The 18,918-nt window shown below is 65.0% G+C and carries 18 protein-coding genes; 5 read left to right on the plus strand and 13 right to left on the minus strand.

Features of this window, described 5'->3' with window-relative positions; all coding sequences use genetic code 11:
• Positions 1–151 precede the first annotated feature (151 nt).
• On the minus strand, positions 152–796 hold the full coding sequence (locus tag XI09_RS23515) for a YqgE/AlgH family protein (RefSeq protein WP_027544207.1): 645 nt from the start codon (positions 794–796) through the stop codon (positions 152–154).
• Between the two features lie 142 nt (positions 797–938).
• Here XI09_RS23515 and XI09_RS23520 point away from each other — a divergent pair, with 142 nt between their 5' ends.
• The 3 genes from XI09_RS23520 to XI09_RS23530 all read left to right on the plus strand — a co-directional run bounded on the left by XI09_RS23520 (position 939) and on the right by XI09_RS23530 (position 4,422).
• A complete protein-coding gene (locus tag XI09_RS23520; RefSeq protein ID WP_271568980.1) occupies positions 939–1,781 on the plus strand; it encodes a protein-disulfide reductase DsbD domain-containing protein in 843 nt (280 codons plus the stop codon).
• 263 nt (positions 1,782–2,044) lie between these two features.
• Complete coding sequence (locus XI09_RS23525; protein ID WP_271569044.1) at positions 2,045–3,412, plus strand: flippase; 1,368 nt, start codon at positions 2,045–2,047, stop codon at positions 3,410–3,412.
• A gap of 185 nt (positions 3,413–3,597) precedes the next feature.
• Complete coding sequence (locus XI09_RS23530; RefSeq protein ID WP_271568981.1) at positions 3,598–4,422, plus strand: sulfite exporter TauE/SafE family protein; 825 nt, start codon at positions 3,598–3,600, stop codon at positions 4,420–4,422.
• 142 nt (positions 4,423–4,564) lie between these two features.
• Here XI09_RS23530 and XI09_RS23535 read toward each other — a convergent pair whose 3' ends face one another.
• The 12 genes from XI09_RS23535 to cysG all read right to left on the minus strand — a co-directional run bounded on the left by XI09_RS23535 (position 4,565) and on the right by cysG (position 15,820).
• The gene (locus tag XI09_RS23535; protein WP_271568982.1) at positions 4,565–5,353 is read right to left on the minus strand and encodes a 3-hydroxybutyrate dehydrogenase; all 789 of its coding nucleotides are present in this window, start codon (positions 5,351–5,353) and stop codon (positions 4,565–4,567) included.
• Position 5,354: 1 nt separating this feature from the next.
• On the minus strand, positions 5,355–6,530 hold the full coding sequence (locus XI09_RS23540) for a patatin-like phospholipase family protein (RefSeq protein ID WP_271568983.1): 1,176 nt from the start codon (positions 6,528–6,530) through the stop codon (positions 5,355–5,357).
• Between the two features lie 78 nt (positions 6,531–6,608).
• Positions 6,609–7,112: a CAP domain-containing protein gene (locus XI09_RS23545; protein ID WP_027544212.1), complete on the minus strand. Its 504-nt coding sequence runs from the start codon at positions 7,110–7,112 to the stop codon at positions 6,609–6,611.
• Between the two features lie 139 nt (positions 7,113–7,251).
• Entirely contained in the window at positions 7,252–8,286 is a 1,035-nt protein-coding gene (locus XI09_RS23550; RefSeq protein WP_271568984.1) for a sulfate/molybdate ABC transporter ATP-binding protein, read from the minus strand.
• Complete coding sequence (gene cysW / locus XI09_RS23555; protein WP_271568985.1) at positions 8,276–9,187, minus strand: sulfate ABC transporter permease subunit CysW; 912 nt, start codon at positions 9,185–9,187, stop codon at positions 8,276–8,278. Before cysW ends, XI09_RS23550 begins: the two co-directional genes overlap by 11 nt.
• Before the next feature lie 10 nt (positions 9,188–9,197).
• Entirely contained in the window at positions 9,198–10,004 is an 807-nt protein-coding gene (cysT, locus tag XI09_RS23560) for a sulfate ABC transporter permease subunit CysT (protein ID WP_177234444.1), read from the minus strand.
• 70 nt (positions 10,005–10,074) lie between these two features.
• On the minus strand, positions 10,075–11,070 hold the full coding sequence (locus tag XI09_RS23565; protein WP_442869616.1) for a sulfate ABC transporter substrate-binding protein: 996 nt from the start codon (positions 11,068–11,070) through the stop codon (positions 10,075–10,077).
• 114 nt (positions 11,071–11,184) lie between these two features.
• Complete coding sequence (locus tag XI09_RS23570; protein WP_271568987.1) at positions 11,185–11,916, minus strand: phosphoadenylyl-sulfate reductase; 732 nt, start codon at positions 11,914–11,916, stop codon at positions 11,185–11,187.
• Positions 11,913–12,428: a DUF934 domain-containing protein gene (locus XI09_RS23575; protein WP_092186730.1), complete on the minus strand. Its 516-nt coding sequence runs from the start codon at positions 12,426–12,428 to the stop codon at positions 11,913–11,915. The genes XI09_RS23570 and XI09_RS23575 overlap by 4 nt, the downstream gene beginning before the upstream one ends.
• Entirely contained in the window at positions 12,415–14,070 is a 1,656-nt protein-coding gene (locus XI09_RS23580; protein ID WP_271568988.1) for a nitrite/sulfite reductase, read from the minus strand. Before XI09_RS23580 ends, XI09_RS23575 begins: the two co-directional genes overlap by 14 nt.
• An 11-nt stretch (positions 14,071–14,081) precedes the next feature.
• Positions 14,082–14,399: a DUF2849 domain-containing protein gene (locus tag XI09_RS23585; protein ID WP_271568989.1), complete on the minus strand. Its 318-nt coding sequence runs from the start codon at positions 14,397–14,399 to the stop codon at positions 14,082–14,084.
• A complete protein-coding gene (gene cysG, locus XI09_RS23590) occupies positions 14,396–15,820 on the minus strand; it encodes a siroheme synthase CysG (RefSeq protein WP_271568990.1) in 1,425 nt (474 codons plus the stop codon). Before cysG ends, XI09_RS23585 begins: the two co-directional genes overlap by 4 nt.
• Positions 15,821–16,065: 245 nt before the next feature.
• On the opposite strand from cysG, the gene cysD reads away from it, so the two are divergent.
• Together cysD and cysC are read left to right on the plus strand one after the other, a co-directional pair.
• Complete coding sequence (gene cysD / locus XI09_RS23595; protein WP_271568991.1) at positions 16,066–16,860, plus strand: sulfate adenylyltransferase subunit CysD; 795 nt, start codon at positions 16,066–16,068, stop codon at positions 16,858–16,860.
• Between the two features lie 20 nt (positions 16,861–16,880).
• Positions 16,881–18,797: an adenylyl-sulfate kinase gene (gene cysC / locus XI09_RS23600; RefSeq protein ID WP_271568992.1), complete on the plus strand. Its 1,917-nt coding sequence runs from the start codon at positions 16,881–16,883 to the stop codon at positions 18,795–18,797.
• Positions 18,798–18,918: the final 121 nt, after the last annotated feature.

Here is an 18,918-nt window from a genome sequence, read left to right on the forward strand (position 1 = left end):
GCCGCCTTGACTGCCGAGCACGATGCCGCACACTTACAGCCGATCGGCCCCCTTGACAGACAAGACGGTAGATCTGCGCTCCGTTCTGGACAACGCTACGCGTTGCCAGAAGCTCCGCTTGTCCGGGACGACAGCAGAAGGTGTTGCGACACTACGCGTGTCCCGCCTCGTTCGAGAGCATGCCGGGATCGATGCCGATCTTGCGCAAGGCGCGGCCGTATTTTTCGTCGACGTCGTCGCCGAAGATCAGGTCCGCATCCGCATCGCAATGCAGCCAGCCATTGCTCTGGATCTCGGTCTCGAGCTGGCCCGGCGCCCAGCCGGCATAGCCGAGCGCGAGGATGGCGTGCTTGGGGCCGGAACCGTTGGCGATCGCGCGCAGGATATCGACGGTTGCGGTGAGGCAGACGCCGTCGTCGATCCGGAGCGTCGCGTTCTCGATGTAGAAATCGCTGGAATGCAGCACGAAGCCGCGCCCGGTATCGACCGGACCGCCGCGCAGCACCTTCATGCTTTCGGCATTCTCCGGCAGCTTGATGTGCTCGCCCTTCCTGATGATGCCGAGCTGCTGCAACAACTCGGGGAAGTCGATGCTGCCGGCGGGATGGTTCACGATGATGCCCATCGCGCCTTCGGCCGAATGGGCGCAGAGATAGATCACCGAGCGCTCGAAGCGCGCATCACCCATCACGGGCATTGCTATCAGGAGGCGGCCGTCGAGGTAGCCGGCCGAGCTGGGGGGCGCGGGACCCGTGCTGCGGGTGCTTTCGCCCGTCCTCTTGCCTGTGGGAGCCATCGGTGAAGCACTCCGGTTTCAATTCCTATCCTGATGTTGGGCCGGGCCGCTGTCAAATCAAGGCTTGTGGTGGCCTGATTCCAGTGCATCCATCACAAGCAATTCAATGGTTTGCGCCAAGGTGACCCTGTAAAGACGTGCCATGCTTACACAAGTTCCCCTGCGTGCGGTGATCGGCGTCGCGACAACCCTGCTTGCGTCGTCGCTGGCCCCCGCAGCTCGCGCCGACGACGCCTCGCCCTGGCAGCGCGACGGGCATTCCGCGGTGCGGCTATTGGCGGGATCCCGCAGCGGCGCCGTATTGCTCGGCGGTATCGCCTTCCAGCTCCAGCCGGGCTGGAAGACATACTGGCGTGCGCCCGGCGACTCCGGCGTTCCTCCCCGGTTCGACTTCTCGAAATCGGAGAATGTCGAAGCGGTGACGATCATGTGGCCGGCGCCGCTGAAATTCGACGACGGCGCGGGCGGCCACTCGATCGGCTATCGCGACCAGGTCGTGCTGCCCCTGCGCATCGTCGCCAAGGCCGCCGACAAGCCGGTGACCTTGCGCGCCGAGATCAACTACGCGGTGTGCGAAAAGCTCTGCATTCCTGTCGAGGCCAGCGCCGAGCTCGGCTTCAACAGCGTCGCCTCGACCGAGGACGCCAATCTGCGTGCAGCGCTCGACACCGTGCCGAAGCCGGCAAATATCGGCGATCCCAATCCGCTAACGATCCGCGACGTCAGGCGCGACGGGCCTAAGAACGTGGTGGTCGACGTCGTCGCGCCGGCGGATGCGCGCAAGGTCAATTTGTTCGTCGAAGGGCCGACGCCGGATTGGTCGCTGCCGATCCCGGCACCGGTCGAGCCCAGCCCGCCCGGCGTGAAACGCTTCTCCTTCGAACTCGACGGGCTGCCGCCGGGCGCCAAGCCCGACGGCGCGGCACTGAAGTTCACGCTGGTCGGGCCGGATAAGTCGTACGAGTTCAATACGAATTTGGAGTAGCCGTCGTCCCGGACAAGCGCGCCACAAGCGCGCGCAGATCCGGGATCCATAACCACAGGATTGGGTTAGACGCACGGCAAGTAACTCCGAGTCTTCGCCAAACTTCTCCCTGTGGTTATGGGTCCGGATCTGCGCTTACGCTTGTCCGGGACGACACCGCGATTGGACCCCAACCCAACCGAATCTTAACGAATGGTTGCTAATTCCCGGGGTTACTGCAGCAAGGCTGCCGCTTCATGCGGGACGCCTGGGGACTCTTCGAATTGGCCGTGATGGATGCAGAACCCGCAACGAGCGGACCGGCCGGGCTGATCGCGCGGCTGCGCGGCAAGTTGACGGGCGGATCGAGCGAAGCGTCGCTGACGCGGCGGCTGGCCGGCACCGTCTTCATCATCCGCGTCATCAGCGCGGGCCTTGCCTATTTTTCGCAGGTTCTGCTCGCGCGCTGGATGGGCACGTCCGACTACGGCATCTACGTCTACGTCTGGACCTGGGTGCTGCTGCTCGGCAGCATGATGGATTTCGGCATCTCGGCCTCCGCGCAGAAGATCATTCCGGAGTATCGCACCAGCGGTGAGCACGCGCTGCTGCGCGGCTTTCTCTCCGGCAGCCGCTGGCTGACCTTTGCCGTCTCCACGCTGGTCTCGCTCGGCCTCGCCGGCATCGTCAAGCTGCTCTCGCCCTGGATCGATCCGGCCGAGGTGCTGCCGCTCTATATCGGCTGCATGACGCTGCCCGCCTTCGTCGTCGCCAACACCCAGGACGGCATCGCGCGCTCGCACGACTGGATGCAGCTCGGCCTGATGCCGCAATTCATCATCCGCCAGGCGCTGATCATCGGCATCACGGCCTGTGCCTTCCTGCTCGGCTATCATCTCGGCGCGGTCGCCGCGATGGTCGCGAGTGCCGGCGCGGTGTGGATCGCGATGACCGGGCAGATGGTGGTGCTGAACCGCAAGCTCGCCGGCCATATCGAGCCCGGACCGAAGGCCTATGACGTCAGCGGCTGGCTCGCCGTCTCGCTGCCGATCCTGTTGGTGGAGAGCTTCTATCTGCTGCTGTCCTACACCGACGTGCTGGTGCTTCAGCAGTTCCGCCCCTCCGACGAGGTCGGCGTCTACTTCGCGGTGGTGAAGACGCTGGCGCTGGTCTCGTTCATCCACTACGCGATGTCGGCGACGACAGCGCACCGCTTCGCCGAATACAACGCTAGCGGCGACAAGGCGCGGCTGTCGGCCTACGTCGCGCATGCCATCAACTGGACGTTCTGGCCGTCGCTGGCGGCGACCATCGTGCTGCTCGCGCTCGGCAAGCCGCTGCTCTGGCTGTTCGGGCCGCAATTCGTGGTCGGCTACGACATCATGTTCGTCGCCGCGATCGGGCTGGTGGTGCGGTCCGCAATCGGGCCGGTCGAGCGGCTGCTCAACATGCTCGGCCAGCAGAAGATCTGCGCGCTGGCCTATGCGCTGGCCTTCGTGATGAACGTCGTGCTCTGCATCGCGCTGGTACCGCGCTACGGCGGCCATGGCGCCGCGGCCGCGACCTCGATCTCACTCACCTTCGAGACGGTGCTCTTGTTCTGGATCGTGCGGCAGCGCCTCGGCCTGCACGTTCTGGCGTTCGGCGAATAACCCCTCGCCTGCCCTGCCCCTGGGGAACGCCTATTGCGTAACAGGCTCGGGAACGAGGCGAAACGACTGCCGATCGCCGGTCGGTAGCATGATTTTTCTTATTTGGTCCAAGAGGTTGCCTCTCAGGGAAAATTTATTCTACGTCATATTGCCCAACCGACGAGATAAACCTAAGATTCCCGGATATGATTGATCCACTCTACGTCGCCTCCGGCTTCGGCGTCGGCCTGCTTGTCGGGATGACCGGGGTGGGTGGCGGCTCGTTGATGACGCCGCTGCTGATCCTGCTGTTCGGCATCCATCCGTCCACCGCTGTTGGCACCGACCTGCTCTATGCCGCGGCCACCAAGACCGGCGGCAGCGTCGTCCATGGCTGGTCGCGCAGCGTGCACTGGCCGGCGGTGCTGCGGCTCGCCTGCGGCAGCCTTCCGGCAAGCGCCCTGACGCTGCTCGTGCTGTGGAAGCTCGATCTCAAAAGCGATTCCGAGCGCAGTCTCGTCAATCTCGTGCTGTGCTTCGCCCTGCTGCTGACCGCAACGTCCCTGATCTTCCGCAAGGCGATCATGGAACGCTATCGCAGGAAGCTGGAGCGCGTCGACGAGCGCACCACGGCGATTGCGACCGTGGTCACGGGAATCGTGCTCGGTGTGCTGGTGTCGATTTCATCGGTCGGCGCCGGCGCGGTCGGCGTGACCGTGCTGCTGCTGCTCTACCCGCGCCTGCCGATGGCGACCATCGTAGGCTCCGACATTGCCCATGCGGTGCCGCTGACGCTGGTCGCGGGCATCGGACATTGGGCGCTTGGCGACGTCGATTGGGCACTGATGGGCGTGCTGCTGCTGGGCTCGCTGCCCGGCATCATCGTCGGCAGCTTCAGCGCGACGCGCGTCCCCGAGACGGTGCTGCGCCTGACGCTTGCCAGCGTGCTGTTCGTGGTCGCCGGCAAGATCATGTTTGCCGAGCTGAACCTGTCATCCGCGTTCGTGACGGCTCTGGCCTGGACGCATTGAACGGAAAACGGCGCCGCTCCCCTCTCGCTGTCATCGCCCGGCTTGACCGGGCGATCCAGTACTCCGAGGCGTCTGTGGTTGAACCGACAGGCCGCGGCGTACTGGATGCCCCGGTCAAGCCGGGGCATGACCAAGAGTGGATTTACTCCGCGGTCCAACCGCCGTCGATCGAGAGGTTGGTGCCGGTGATCTGCGCGGCATCGTCGCTGCACAGGAACAGCGCCAGTGCGGCGACCTGCTCGGAGGTGACGAACTCCTTGGTCGGCTGCGCGTCGAGCAGCACGTCGTTGATGACCTGCTCACGGGTGAGATTGCGCGCCTTCATCGTGTCGGGAATCTGCTTCTCGACCAGCGGCGTCCAGACATAGCCGGGGCTGATGCAGTTGCAGGTGATCTTGTGGGTCGCGACTTCCAGCGCCACGGTCTTGGTGAGACCGGCGATGCCGTGCTTGGCCGAGACGTAGGCCGACTTGAATGGCGAGGCGACCAGCGAGTGCGCGGAAGCGGTATTGATGATGCGGCCCCAGCCCTTCTTCTTCATGCCGGGCACCGCGGCGCGGATGGCATGGAAGGCCGAGGACAGGTTGATGGCGATGATCTGGTCCCATTTCTCCGGCGGGAATTCCTCGATCGGCGAGACGAACTGGATGCCGGCATTGTTGACGAGGATGTCGACCGAGCCGAAGGTCTTCTCGCCGAGCGCGACCATCCCGGCGATCTCGGCCGGCTTGGTCATGTCGGCGGGCGAATAGATCGCCTTCACCTTGAAGTCGGACTCGATCTTCGCACGTTCCTTCTCGATGTCCTCGGGCGAACCGAAGCCGTTGATGACGACGTTGGCACCGGCCGCAGCAAAGGCGCGCGCATAAGCGAGCCCGATGCCGCTGGTCGATCCGGTCACGACGGCATTCTTGCCTGACAGACTACCCATTCTATTCGCTCCTTTTTGCCGGGGGCGCGGAGACGTCCCCCGTGAGATCGTAGGTCACCATGGTCTCGCCGGATTGCGGCTGATCGAGCCTGTCCTTGTGGCGCATCGACGTGTGCACGTCGCGCACGCCGGCTTCCCAATGCTCGACCATGGCCACGTGCGAGAAATCGTAGTCCTTGGACGAGGATTCGTAGTTCTTGCTGCGGTAGATCAGGTGCACCACGGTGACCGTGCTCTCACGAGATGCCTTCGCAAGGAATTCGACGGAAGGGTCGTTCTTGAGATAATCGGGCAATTTGGAAATCAGGTCGCGCACCGCCCTGCGGGCGTTGTGGATCTGCTTGTTCTTGTCGGTGTTCATCCGCGTGCGGCTGGAGAAGCGGATGTCCTTCTCGCGCTCGGTGGCCTCTAACAGCGAATTCGGCAGGTCGCCGCGGGCGCTGAACAGATCGACCTGGAAGATCAGCATGTCGCGAGCCACCTCGGCATCGAGCACGTAGTCGAGCGGCGTGTTGGAGGCGATGCCGCCGTCCCAGTAATGCTCGCCGTCGATGACGACGGACGGAAAGCCCGGCGGCAGCGCGCCGGAGGCCATGATGTGCTCGGGACCGATCTTCTTGCCGAGCTTCTTGAACTCGTAATTGTCGAAATATTTGAAGTTGCCGGAGGTGACGCCGACAGCGCCGACGGAGAAGCGCGTCTTGAGGTCGTTGATGCGGTCGAAATCGACCAGCCGCTCCAGCGTCTTCTTCAGGGGCGACGTGTCGTAATAGCTCTCCGCCTCGGGGTGGCCCGGCGGCCACATCGGCGCGGGCGGGACGCGCGGGACGAAGAAGCCGGGTACGCCGAAGGTCGCGATCAGCGCGGCGCTGGTGGAGTTGAACAGCTCACGGCTGTGGTCGCTCTTGCCGATCGGCTTCCACGGCACCGGCGCCGACACCATCTCCCAGAATTCCTTCAGCCGCTTGACGCGGGTGTGGCCCTCATTGCCGGCGATGATGGCGGCGTTGACCGCGCCGATGGAGATGCCGGCGACCCATTCGGGCTCGAAGCCATAGCCGCACAGCGCCTGATAGGCGCCGGCCTGGTACGAGCCAAGCGCGCCACCGCCCTGCAAGACCAGGACGCGTTGCGCATTCGCGGGGACGCTGGCGGATTCCGGACTATGATCTGTCATGGGGGAACAATAGCAAATGGCGAGCCACCGTGGCGACAGTCCGCCGCGGCGTCAATGCATCCCGGGATCAAGTCTGGCTTATCGGGGATCCGTCGAGGCCAGGATCATGGTCCAGAACACCTTGTACTTGGTGTTCGGAGCATAGCCGGCCGCTATGCCCAATTTTGTGACACCGCTCTTGAGCATGTTGGCCCGGTGCGGGGGCGAGTCGCGCCAGCCGGAAAACGCTTCCGCCAGCGTATGATAGCCCGCCGAGACGTTTTCGACCGCCACGGTCGCGGGATAGCCGCCGGCACTGAGCCGCTTGGCCAGGGGCGCGCGGACGTCATGGTCCATCTTGTTGGCCGCAGCCATCGCCTGGGACTGGGATTCGGCGAGCAGCATCAGGTCGGGGTCGATCACGACGGTGCCGAGGGCGTTGTTCTGGCGGTATTGCGAGATCATCACCGCGGCCGCCTGCGCGTCGAGCTTGGCGCCCGGGACCGCCATGTCGGCATACATCGACGGCTGCTGGACCGGTGCTTCGTTGCCGGCGCAGCCGGCGAGCAGCAAAGTGATTGATATTGCGGCCGCAGCGCGCATGAATCGGGGCCCCCAAATGAAGCGCCGTTGTTGCATACCAACCGTGGCTGAAAGGTGAATTTTGAAGAAAATCGACGCTAGTCGTTCGGGGCGCGCGCCAGCGCGTGGTCCTTCGGACCATCCCGGAACGACTGCGCTCTTAGCCCGCAAATATCCGGTAGCGGCGAGGCTCGAGGCCAATCCTGTCGCCGACACGCAGTTCCCTGTTGCGGGGGGCATCGATCTCGATGGTCTCGCCGCCTGATAGCGCCACCTCCGCCCGCTGCACCGGCCCGAAATTCCGGACGTGCTGCACGGCGCCCTCGAAGGCGCCGCTGCCGGGCGGGCCGACCAGCATGTCATGTCGCCGCACGAACAGTCTTGACGCGCCAGGCGCAAGGCCGTCTGCCGCAAGCTGGAGCGGCCGGTCGCCGAGCTGGACCACGCCGTTGGCAATCTGGACCGGAAGCTCGATGGATTCGCCGATGAAGCCGTGGACGAAGGCGGTCGCGGGGCTCTCGTAGACGTCATCGGGCGAGCCGATCTGCTCGATCCTGCCCTTGTCCATCACCACGACGCGGTTGGCGACTTCCAGTGCCTCTTCCTGGTCGTGGGTGACGAAGATCGAGGTGACGTTGATCTCGTGGTGCAGCGAGCGCAGCCATTTGCGCAGCTCCTTGCGCACCTTGGCATCGAGCGCACCGAACGGCTCGTCGAGCAGCAGGATGCGCGGCTCGATCGCGAGCGCACGGGCAAGCGCAATGCGCTGGCGCTGGCCGCCGGAGAGCTGGCTCGGATAGCGGTCGGCGAGCCAGTCGAGCTGCACGAGGTCGAGCAGCTCTTTCACCCGGGCACGGATCTTGGCCTCCTCTTTCCGGACCGCGCGCGGCTGCACGCGCAGGCCGAAGGCGACGTTCTCGAACACCGTCATGTGGCGGAACAGCGCGTAGTGCTGGAACACGAAGCCGACGTGGCGTTCGCGCGCGCCTTGCGCCAGTGCGTCCTCGCCGTTGAAGGAGACTTCGCCCGAATCCGGCCAGTCGAGGCCGGCGATGATCCGCAGCAGCGTGGTCTTGCCGGAGCCCGAGGGTCCGAGCAGCGCCAGCAATTCGCCATTTTCGACTTTGAGGTCGACGCCGTCGAGGGCGGCAAAACTGCCGAACTTCTTGACGAGATTCCTGACTTCAATGGTCACTTGCGTCCTGTCCTTCGTGCAGATGACGTTCGAGAACGGTTTTTGCGATCAGCGTGATCAGCGCCAGCATCGCCAGCAGCGAGGCGATCGCAAAGGCGGCGACGAACTGGTACTCGTTGTAGAGAATCTCGACCAGCAGCGGCATGGTGTTGGTCTCGCCGCGAATGTGGCCCGACACGACCGATACGGCACCGAACTCGCCCATCGCGCGCGCGTTGCAGAGCAGGACGCCGTAGAGCACGCCCCATTTGATGTTCGGCAGCGTGACGCGGAAGAAGGTCTGCAGGCCGGACGCGCCGAGCGAGATCGCGGCTTCCTCTTCCTGCGTGCCCTGCTCCTGCATCAGGGGAATCAGCGCGCGCGCCACGAAGGGGAAGGTCACGAAGGTGGTTGCGAGCGCAATGCCGGGCACCGCGAACAGGATCTGGATGTCGTGATCCCGAAGCCAGCCGCCGAAATAGCCCTGCGCGCCGAACAGCAGCACGAAGACGAGGCCCGAGATCACCGGGCTCACCGAGAACGGCAGATCGATCAGCGTGATCAGGAAGGTCTTGCCGTTGAATTCGAACTTGGCAATGGCCCAGGCGGCGACAAGGCCGAACAAGAGATTGAGGCCGACCGAGATCGCCGCCACCAGCAGGGTCAGCTTGATCGCGGCCAGCGCCTCCGGCTCGGCGAGCGCGGCGAGATAGGCGAGGATACCTCTCGAGAACGCCTGCGCGAACACGACCACCAATGGCAGCACGACGAAGACCGAGAGGAACAGCACCGCCAGCGTGATGATGACGATGCGCACCGCCCTCGGCTCGGTGCGAAGGTTGTCACGCGCCGCCGCCGCGTGCGCACGCGCCTTCGCATCGGGCTGGGAGAGCGAAACGGAATCTGCGATCTGCATCGTCATCGCATCCTCCTCAACGCGCCGGGATCCGGCTCTGCGCCCAGCGCTGGAGCCGGTTGACGGCGAAGATGATGACGAAGGAGACGACGAGCATGACCACCGCGATCGCGGTCGCATCGGCGTAGCGGAATTCGGAGAGGCGGATCACGATCAGCAATGGCGCGATCTCTGAGACGTTCGGCAGATTGCCGGCGATGAAGATCACCGAGCCGTATTCGCCGACCGCGCGCGCGAAGGCGAGGGCGAGGCCGGTGAGCAGCGCCGGTCCGAGCGAGGGCAGGATCACGCGGCTGATGGTCTGCCAGCGGCTCGCCCCCAGGCTGCCAGCGGCCTCCTCGATCTCGGGATCGAGATCCTGGAGCACCGGCTGGACGGTGCGCACCACGAAAGGGATGCCGATGAAGATCATGGCGACGAAGATGCCCACCGGCGTGAACGCCACCTTGATGCCGAGCGCTGCGAGCGGCGCGCCCAGCCAGCCCTTCTCGGCGAACAGCGCGGTCAGCGCCACGCCGGCAACCGCCGTCGGCAGCGCGAACGGCACGTCGACGATGGCATCGAAGATGCGCCGGCCGGGAAACCGGTAGCGCACGAGCGCCCAGACGATGATGCTGCCCATCACCAGATTGACGCAGGCCGCCGCGAAGGCGAGGCCGAACGAGACCCGCAGGGCGTTCAGGGTGCGGCGGCTGGAGAGGATGTTCCAGAACTGCTCGGGGCTCAGCTCCAGCGATTTCAGGAACAGGCCGGCGAGCGGAATCAGGATGATGATCGACAGCCAGGAAAGCGTCAGTCCCATGGTGAGACCGAAGCCCGGCAATGTCCGGCGTCGTGCTGCTGCAACTGCGCTCACCAGGCCCCCTGCTAAAGCCTCCTAAGACGGCGCCCGATCAGTTCTTGTAAATCTGATCGAAAATGCCGCCGTCGGCAAAATGTTCCTTCTGCGCCTTGGTCCAGCCGCCGAAAACGTCGTCGATCGTGAACAGCTCGACCTTTGCGAAGGAGTTTTCATATTTCTTGGCGATCTCGGCATCGCGCGGACGGTAGAAATTGCGCGCGGCGATCTCCTGGCCTTCCTTGGTGTACCAGTACTGGAGGTAGGCGTCGGCGGCGTTGCGGGTGCCTTTTTTATCGGCAACCTTGTCGACGATCGCAACCGGCGGCTCGGCGAGGATCGATTGCGGCGGCGCCACGATCTGGAATTTTTCCGGGCCGAATTCCTTGAGCGCGAGATAGGCCTCGTTCTCCCAGGCGAGCAGCACGTCGCCGACGCCGCGCTCGACGAAGGTCACGGTGGCGCCGCGCGCGCCGGTATCGAGCACCGGCACCTGCTGGTAGAGTTTGCCGATGAAATCCTTGGCCTTGTCGGCTGATCCGTATTTCTTCAGCGCGAAGCCCCAGGCCGCCAGATAGTTCCAGCGCGCGCCGCCCGATGTCTTCGGGTTCGGCGTGATCACGGCAACGCCCGGCTTGAGCAGGTCGTCCCAGTCCTTGATGCCCTTCGGATTGCCCTTGCGCACCAGGAACACGATGGTCGACGTGTAGGGTGACGAATTCTGCGGCAGACGCTTCTGCCAGTCGGCCGTCGTGAGGCCCTTGCTCGCGATCGCATCGATGTCATAGGCGAGCGCGAGCGTCACCACATCGGCCTGCAATCCGTCGATCACCGCGCGCGCCTGCGATCCGCTGCCGCCATGCGACTGCTTGATCTCGACGCTCTTGCCGGTCTCCTTCTGATAGGCACCCGCAAACGCCTTGTTGAACTCGGCATAAAGCTCCCGCGTCGGATCGTACGACACGTTCAAAAGATTGATGTCGGCGGCGAGAGCCGAGCTTGCCCAAAGCAGTCCTGCCACGAGCGGAACGATACGGCGCAGCATGTCCATCTCCGTTCACCTCGACGACATCAGCGTCATCGATGGCAGGCATAACTCGGGGCGAAACGCGTTTAAGTCAACGGAACCGGATTTTCTTGTTCGCAGCGTGACAGCCTGACTGTGCTACGAAGTCTTCATCGTGTGAATGCCGCATTCTGTCTTGGCCCGGCCGCGCCAGCGACCGGCGCGCGCATCCTCGCCTTCGGCCGTTCTGCTGGTGCAAGGCATACACCCAACCGACAGGAAACCGGAGGCGGCCAGTGGATGACGCGGCAATTTGGCGCGGACGAAAATCGCATCCAGTTCCTGGCGCGAGACGTTGGCGAAGGGGTTGAACTTCAGCCGCGCACCGTCGTCCTCGACCACCGCAATGTCGGCGCGTGCATTGCCCTGGAAGCGCTTGCGGCCGTTGATCCAGGCATCGAACGGCTTCAGCGCGCGCGCCAGCGGCTCCACCTTGCGGATGCGGCAGCAGGCGTCGGGATCGGAGAACCAGAGGTCGCGGTCAGGATCCTCGCGCGACAGCGTCTCCTCCGCCGGCTTGATCGAGCGGACGTCCCTGAGACCCAGCGTCGCGACCAGCGTGTCGCGATAGGCGAGCGTCTCCTCGAACAACCAGCCGGTGTCGAGGAAGATCACGGGGATCGCAGGATCGACGTCCGCCATCACCTTCAGAAGCGTCGCCGATTCCGTACCGAAGGACGACACCACCGCAAGCTTGTCGCGGCCGACTGTCTTCAGGGCCGCGGCGATGATTTCCGCGGGCGAAGCGTCACGCAACGCGCGATCGAGCTCCTCGGCCGAGGGCAGCGCGGAAACGGACACCGGAGATAACTGAGGCGCAATGGCGTTCACGTGCCGACACCTTCCGAGTGACGCAACTGCATGCGCCGGTGCAGCGCCGTGATGCGGCCGTCGCCGGTCGGCTGGTAGAACACCGAATAGCGCTTTGCGGTCTGCATGAAGGCTTCCGCATCGGCCTGCTTCTTGACCTCGAAGGAATCGAAGCCTGCGCGCAGCATGAACACGAACTGGTCGCGCAGCACCTGCCCCGTCGCACGCAGCTCGCCGCGATAGTTGTAGCGCTCGCGCAGCAGCCGCGCCTGACTGTAGGCACGTCCGTCGCGGAAGGTCGGGAACACCAGCGCAACGGCGGCGACCTTGCCGAGATACGGCACGAGCTCGTCGATGTCGCGATTGTTCGGCCAGATCACGCCGACCTTGCCGGCACGCTTGAGCAACGCATCCGCTTCACCGACGAAGCGCTCGGCCGGCACCAGGATGTCGCCGCCCTCCGGCAGCGGCGTGTCGACGGCCAGCTTGACGAAGCCGTCGTCGACGATTTTTCCGCCGTTAACGAGTGGCATAGACACGCTCCTTGAAGGGTTCGACGCCGAGGCGCTTCACCGTGTCGATGAACAGCTCCTCCGGGCGCGCGCGCAGCGCGAGATAGGCTTCCACGATGTCCTCGACGACGTCGGCGACCTCGTCGAACTTGACGCCGGGGCCGATCAGATTGCCGAGCGCGGCGCCCTCGTCGGCGCGGCCGCCGATCGTGATCTGGTAGACCTCCTCGCCGTTCTTCTCGACGCCGAGAATGCCGATATGGCCGACATGGTGATGGCCGCAGGCATTGATGCAGCCTGAGATGTTGATGTGCAGCCGGCCGATCAGGTTGGCGAGCTCGTGATTGGCGAAGCGCCGCGTCAGCTCCTGCGCGATCGGGATCGAGCGCGCATTCGCCAGCGAGCAATAGTCGAGCCCCGGGCAGGCGATGATGTCGGTGATCAGATTGACGTTCGGCGTCGCCAGCCCGAGCTTGTCCAGCGCCTTCCACAGCGCCGGCAGGTCGCGTTTGGCGACGTGCGGCAGCGCCAGATTCTGCTCGTGGCCGACGCGGATTTCGCCGAAGGAATATTTGTCGGCGAGATCGGCGAGCGCATCCATCTGCTCGGCGGTGGCATCACCCGGAGGCGCGCCGATCGGCTTCAGCGAGATCGTGACGATGGAGTAACCCTGGTTCTTGTGCGGGGCCACCGAGTTCTTGCGCCACGCCTCGAAGTCGGGATCGGCCGCGGCCTGCCGCAGCTCGTCCGGACTGTGCGGCAGCTTCTCGTAGGCCGGATAGGTGAAGCGCGAGCGGATGTCCTCGATCACCTCGTCGTCGATCTGGAGCGAGGAGTTGCGGATGTGCTGCCACTCGTCCTCGACCTCGCGCGAGAACTTCTCGATACCGAGCTCGTGCACCAGGATCTTGATGCGCGCCTTGTAGATGTTGTCGCGGCGGCCGTACTGGTTGTAGACCCGCAGGATCGCCTCGATATAGCTGAGGATATCGCGGCCATGGACGAAGTGCTTGATGGTCTTGCCGATGAACGGCGTGCGGCCGAGACCGCCGCCGACCAGCACCTCGAAGCCGGTCTCGCCCTTCTCGTTCTTGATCAGCTTCAGCCCGATATCGTGGATCTTGATCGCGGCGCGGTCATGGTCCGATGCGGTGATCGCGATCTTGAACTTGCGCGGCAGGAACGAGAATTCCGGATGCAGCGTGGTGTGCTGGCGGATCAGCTCCGACCAGATGCGGGGATCCTCGATCTCGCCGGGCGCGACGCCGGCCCACTGGTCCGAGGTGACGTTGCGCATGTTGTTGCCGGAGGTCTGCATCGCATGGATGCCGACTTCGGCCAGATCCGCCAGCGCATCCGGCAATTCGGCGAGCTTGATCCAGTTGAACTGGATGTTCTGCCGCGTGGTGAAATGGCCGTAGCCGCGGTCGTACTTGCGCGCGACATGCGCGAGCGCCCGCAACTGGTTCGACGCCAGCGTGCCATAGGGGATCGCGACGCGGAACATGTAGGCGTGCAGTTGCAGATAGACGCCGTTCTGCAAGCGCAGGATCTTGAACTCGTCCTCGGTGAGCTCGCCGGAGAGGCGCCGCTTCACCTGGTCGCGGAACTCCGAGACGCGCTCGTTGACGAGCGTGCGGTCGATTTCATCGTAAGCATACATAAGAAAGCGCCTTAAACCTGGGCCGGCTGCCCGATGGTCACGCCGGTGCGGCGGATCTGTTCGCGCAGATTGCCGGGCTCGATCTTGCCGTCCGCGCCGATCTGCACCGGCGCGATATAGGGACCGATCGCGCCGACGTCATCGGCCACGGACTCCGCAAGCAACGCTTTGGCCTCGTCGGAGTTGCGCACGATTGCGGCTTCCGACAAGTCCGCCGACCACCCCTTGGCGGCGGTGCGATAGACCACGATGCCGTCCCAGGTACGGTTGGCGGTCACGACGGAGGGGCCGGCGATTTTGATCTTCTTCTGTTCAAGCGGGGAGGTCATTCGGCTGCATCCAGGAGGTCAGAGATGATTTGATTGGGGGTTTGACGGCGAAGCGAGCCGGCATGCCGGACCACGTCGCCGATGATGAGAATGGCGGGACCGCCATTGGTCCGACGCACCAGCTCGGGCAGGTCGCGCAGCGTGCCGATCGCGCCTTGCGCATCGGGCCGCGTGACGCGGGCGAACACGCCGACCGGCGTTTCCGGCGAGCGGCCGGCGGCGAACAGGCCGGCGCGGACGGCGGGCGCAGCGGTCATGCCCATGTAGACGACGACGGTCATCTTGGTGTCGGTGAGCGTCGACCAGTCCACGGCTTCCGCATCGCGCGCCTTGTGCGCGGTGAGGAAGGTGATGCGGGTCGCTTCATGACGATAGGTGAGCGGCACCTCGAAATCGGCGGCACCGCCGAGCCCGGCGGTGATGCCGGGAATGATCGAATAGGCAACGCCCGCTATGCGGAGCGCTTCGACCTCTTCGCCGCCGCGGCCGAACACGAAGGGATCACCGCCCTTCAGCCGCACCACGCGCTGGCCGGATTGCGCGGCCTCGATCATGCGCTTGTTGATGGCGTCCTGGCCGATACCGGGCTTGCCGACGCGGCGACCGACCGCAACGCGCGTGGTATCGCGGCGGATGCGGTCGAGAATTTCAGGCGAGACCAGTTCGTCATGGAAGACGATGTCGGCGTCCTGCAATGCGCGCAGCGCCTTGATGGTGAGAAGGTCGGGATCGCCGGGGCCGGCGCCGACCAGCGCAACCGAGCCTTCCGGCTTGTCGGCACGCGCGAATTCGGAGGGATTTGAGATAGCGTTGAGCGCCGCATCCGCCTCGCCCTTGCGGCCGTCGAGCACGGAGGCGCCGATCGGGCCGTCGATGACGCGTTCCCAGAAGCGGCGGCGCAACGGAAACTCGGCAATGCGCTCGTTGATGGATTTGCGGAAACCGCCGATGAACTCGGCGAGTTCGCCGATGCGGGCCGGCAGCAGCGCCTCGATCTTCTCGCGCACGCGCCGCGCCACCACCGGTGACGTGCCACCAGTGCCGACCGCGACCACGACATCGCCGCGATCGACGATGGCCGGGAAGATGAAGCTGGAATGCTCGAGGTCGTCCATGACGTTGACGGGCAGGCCGAGCGCCTTCGCCCGCGCCGACATCGCAACGCCGACATCGCCCGCACCCGCGCAGACGATGGCGATGACGCCTGAGAGATCGGCAGTGAGCGGATCGCCGGTCGCGATCTCAACGCGCGCTGCGTCCTCGGAGCTGAGGCTCAGATCCTGATTGCCATCGATCGCATGCACGCGGATGCGCGCGCCGGCTGCAGTGAGCACGCGCAGCTTGGCGCGCAAAAGCTCACCCGCGCCGATGAGAACCACCGGACCGGCCTTGAGATCGAGGAACACGGGCAAGAACCGCATACGATACTCGCTTCCCCCACATCCGGGGTTGACTGGAATTATTTTCTATATATGTGTCGTTTCGAGCGCGCAAAGAGAAAATTTTTTCTTCTCTTCTGCGCTGCAACTATAGAATTTTCGCCTCCAAACGCAAAGTGGCAGAGATGCATCTTCTCAAGGACGATTCCGCAGCTGTCGGAGTGAGCAGCCCCGCCCACGTCAGGCGCTCGGGCTCGCAAGAATTTTCTGCAGATGTTGCGCCCAGCATGGACCATCTGGACCAGCTCGAGGCGCAGAGCATCTACATTTTCCGCGAGGCCTTCGCCCGCCTGAAGAAGATCGCCCTGCTGTGGTCGCTCGGCAAGGACTCCAACGTCATGATCTGGCTGGCGCGCAAGGCGTTCTTCGGCCGCATGCCGTTTCCGGCCCTCCATGTCGACACCGGCAAGAAGTTTCCGGAGATGTATCGCTTCCGCGATCATTACGGCAAGGAGTGGGATCTCGACCTGCGCGTCGAGCCCTGCCCGCCCATCGATGCCGTCGACCCAACGCTGCCGCCGGCCGCCCGTTCCGCCGCGCGCAAGACCGAAGGCCTCAAGATGGCGCTCGGCAAATACGGCTTCGACGGCCTGATCGCCGGCATCCGCCGCGACGAGGAGGCCACCCGCGCCAAGGAGCGCGTGTTCTCGCCGCGCGGTCTCGAAGGCAATTGGGACGTGCGCGACCAGCCGCCGGAGTTCTGGGATCATTTCAACGCCTCGCCGCCGCAAGGCGCGCATTTGCGCATCCATCCGATCCTGCATTGGACCGAGGCCGACATCTGGGCCTATACCAAGCGCGAGAACATCCCGATCATCCCGCTCTATCTCTCGCAGGACGGCAAGCGCTACCGCTCGCTGGGCGATCAGGACATCACCAATCCGGTCGTTTCGGCCGCATCGACCATCGACGAGATCCTGGTCGAGCTCGAGCAGACCAAGGTGCCGGAGCGCGCGGGACGCGCGCTCGACCACGAGACCGAGGACGCCTTCGAGCGTCTGCGTGTCGCCGGCTATCTCTGACCTCAGGACGCAACGCGGCCATGAACATGATCGTCACCCCCGCTTCGCCCGCGACCCCGAACGGCACCACCCGTCCGCAGGTCCGCATCGTCATCGTGGGCCATGTCGACCACGGCAAGTCGACGCTGGTCGGCCGCCTGCTGCACGAGACCGGCAGCCTGCCCGACGGCAAGCTGGAGATGCTGAAAGCCGTCAGCGCCCGGCGCGGCATGCCGTTCGAATGGTCGTTCCTGCTCGACGCGCTCCAGACCGAGCGCGACCAGGGCATCACCATCGACACCACGCAGATCCGCTTCCGCACCAATTCGCGCGACATCGTGCTGATCGACGCGCCCGGCCATGCCGAATTCCTGCGCAACATGATCACCGGCGCCTCGCAGGCCGACGGCGCGGTGCTGATCATCGACGCGCTCGAGGGCGTGCGCGACCAGACAAGGCGGCACGGCTATCTCCTGCATCTGCTCGGCGTGAAGCAGGTCGCGATCGTCGTCAACAAGATGGACCGCGTGGACTTCAGCGCCGAGCGTTTCAAGGAGATCAGCGACGAGATTTCGGCGCATCTGCAAAGCCTCGGTGTGACGCCGACGGCCGTGATCCCGATTTCCGCCCGCGACGGCGATGGTGTCGCGATGCGCACCGACCGCATCGGCTGGTACAAGGGACCGACCGTGGTCGAGGCGCTGGACCAGCTCGAGCCGGCGCGGCCGCTGGAAGCGCTGGCGCTGCGGCTGCCGGTGCAGGCGATCTACAAGTTCGACGACCGCCGCATCGTGGCGGGCCGCATCGAATCCGGCAGCCTGATTGCCGGCGACGAGATCGTGATCATGCCGGCCGGCAAGATCGCCAGGATCAAGACGGTCGAGAGCTGGCCGGCGACGCCGATTGCCGGACGTCAGGGTGCGGGACGCTCGGTCGGCATCACGCTCGACCGCGAATTGTTCATCGAGCGCGGCGACATCGTCGCGCATGCAGGCAGTGCCCCGCGCGAGACGCGCCGTCTGCGCGCGCGCATCTTCTGGCTGCACGACAAGCCGCTGGCCAAGGGCGACCAGCTCCTGGTCCGCTGCGGACCGAAGGAAAGCCGCGCCACCGTCGTCGCCATCGAGAAGGCGGTCGACCCGGGCGAATTGTCGAGCGTCGAGAACAAGGCGATCGGCCGCAACCATGTCGGCGAGATCGACATCTCTCTTTCGAATCCGATTGCCACCGATCCCTACACCGAGAATCCGCGCACCGGACGTCTCGTGATCGAGGTCTCCGGGCGCATCGCCGGCGGCGGCCTCGTGCTGTCGGTCGATGCCGGCCAGCGCGCCGTGCCCGTGGACATCGTGCCGGTGGAATCGGCGCTGCGGCTGGATGAGCGCTCCGCGCGCTACCGCCACAACGGTGCCGTGGTCTGGCTCACCGGCCTGCCGGCCTCCGGCAAGTCGACGCTGGCGAAGGCGCTGGAACGGCGGCTGTTCACCAATGGTGGCTCGCCGATCCTGCTCGACGGCGACACGCTGCGCGCCGGCCTCAACAGCGATCTCGGCTTCTCCGCCGCCGACCGCAGCGAGAACATCCGCCGCCTGGCCGAAGTCGCGACCCATCTCGCCCGCAACGGCCACATCGCCATCGTCGCCGCCGTCTCGCCCGCCCGCGAGGACCGCGCCACCGCGCGCCGCATCGCCGACACCGCGTTCCGCGAGATCCATGTCGCGACACCGGCCGGCGTCTGCGAGGAGCGCGACCCCAAGGGCCATTACAAGAAGGCCCGCGCCGGCGCGCTGGCGTCGTTCACCGGCATCGGCAACGACTACGAGGCTCCGCAAGCGGCCGAGCTCGTGATCGACACCTCGACACGGACGGTCGCCGAGGCCGCGGACGAGATCGAACAGATGCTGAAGACCACCGGCGTGCTGTTCGACGAAGTCGTGGATCTCGCCGCGAATATTTGAGGCTCGCCTCATCCGCTTGCACTGCCGCGTTCCCTCCCCCCTTGCGGGGGAGGGCTAGGGAGAGAGGGGTCCACACGGGGACTCTCTCCAGTCGGCAAAAATTCTTCTGGCCGACTGACAC

The organism is Bradyrhizobium sp. CCBAU 11386 (assembly GCF_028128955.1).
Classification (GTDB): domain Bacteria; phylum Pseudomonadota; class Alphaproteobacteria; order Rhizobiales; family Xanthobacteraceae; genus Bradyrhizobium.

Coding starts and splice junctions, on each gene's coding strand:
- XI09_RS23515 (WP_027544207.1), bottom strand. CDS start 796: ATGGCTCCCACAGGCAAGAGGACGGGCGAAAGCACCCGCAGCACGGGT.
- XI09_RS23520 (WP_271568980.1), top strand. CDS start 939: ATGCTTACACAAGTTCCCCTGCGTGCGGTGATCGGCGTCGCGACAACC.
- XI09_RS23530 (WP_271568981.1), top strand. CDS start 3,598: ATGATTGATCCACTCTACGTCGCCTCCGGCTTCGGCGTCGGCCTGCTT.
- XI09_RS23535 (WP_271568982.1), bottom strand. CDS start 5,353: ATGGGTAGTCTGTCAGGCAAGAATGCCGTCGTGACCGGATCGACCAGC.
- XI09_RS23540 (WP_271568983.1), bottom strand. CDS start 6,530: ATGACAGATCATAGTCCGGAATCCGCCAGCGTCCCCGCGAATGCGCAA.
- XI09_RS23545 (WP_027544212.1), bottom strand. CDS start 7,112: ATGCGCGCTGCGGCCGCAATATCAATCACTTTGCTGCTCGCCGGCTGC.
- cysW (WP_271568985.1), bottom strand. CDS start 9,187: ATGACGATGCAGATCGCAGATTCCGTTTCGCTCTCCCAGCCCGATGCG.
- XI09_RS23565 (WP_442869616.1), bottom strand. CDS start 11,070: ATGGACATGCTGCGCCGTATCGTTCCGCTCGTGGCAGGACTGCTTTGG.
- XI09_RS23575 (WP_092186730.1), bottom strand. CDS start 12,428: ATGCCACTCGTTAACGGCGGAAAAATCGTCGACGACGGCTTCGTCAAG.
- XI09_RS23580 (WP_271568988.1), bottom strand. CDS start 14,070: ATGTATGCTTACGATGAAATCGACCGCACGCTCGTCAACGAGCGCGTC.
- XI09_RS23585 (WP_271568989.1), bottom strand. CDS start 14,399: ATGACCTCCCCGCTTGAACAGAAGAAGATCAAAATCGCCGGCCCCTCC.
- cysG (WP_271568990.1), bottom strand. CDS start 15,820: ATGCGGTTCTTGCCCGTGTTCCTCGATCTCAAGGCCGGTCCGGTGGTT.
- cysD (WP_271568991.1), top strand. CDS start 16,066: ATGGACCATCTGGACCAGCTCGAGGCGCAGAGCATCTACATTTTCCGC.
- cysC (WP_271568992.1), top strand. CDS start 16,881: ATGAACATGATCGTCACCCCCGCTTCGCCCGCGACCCCGAACGGCACC.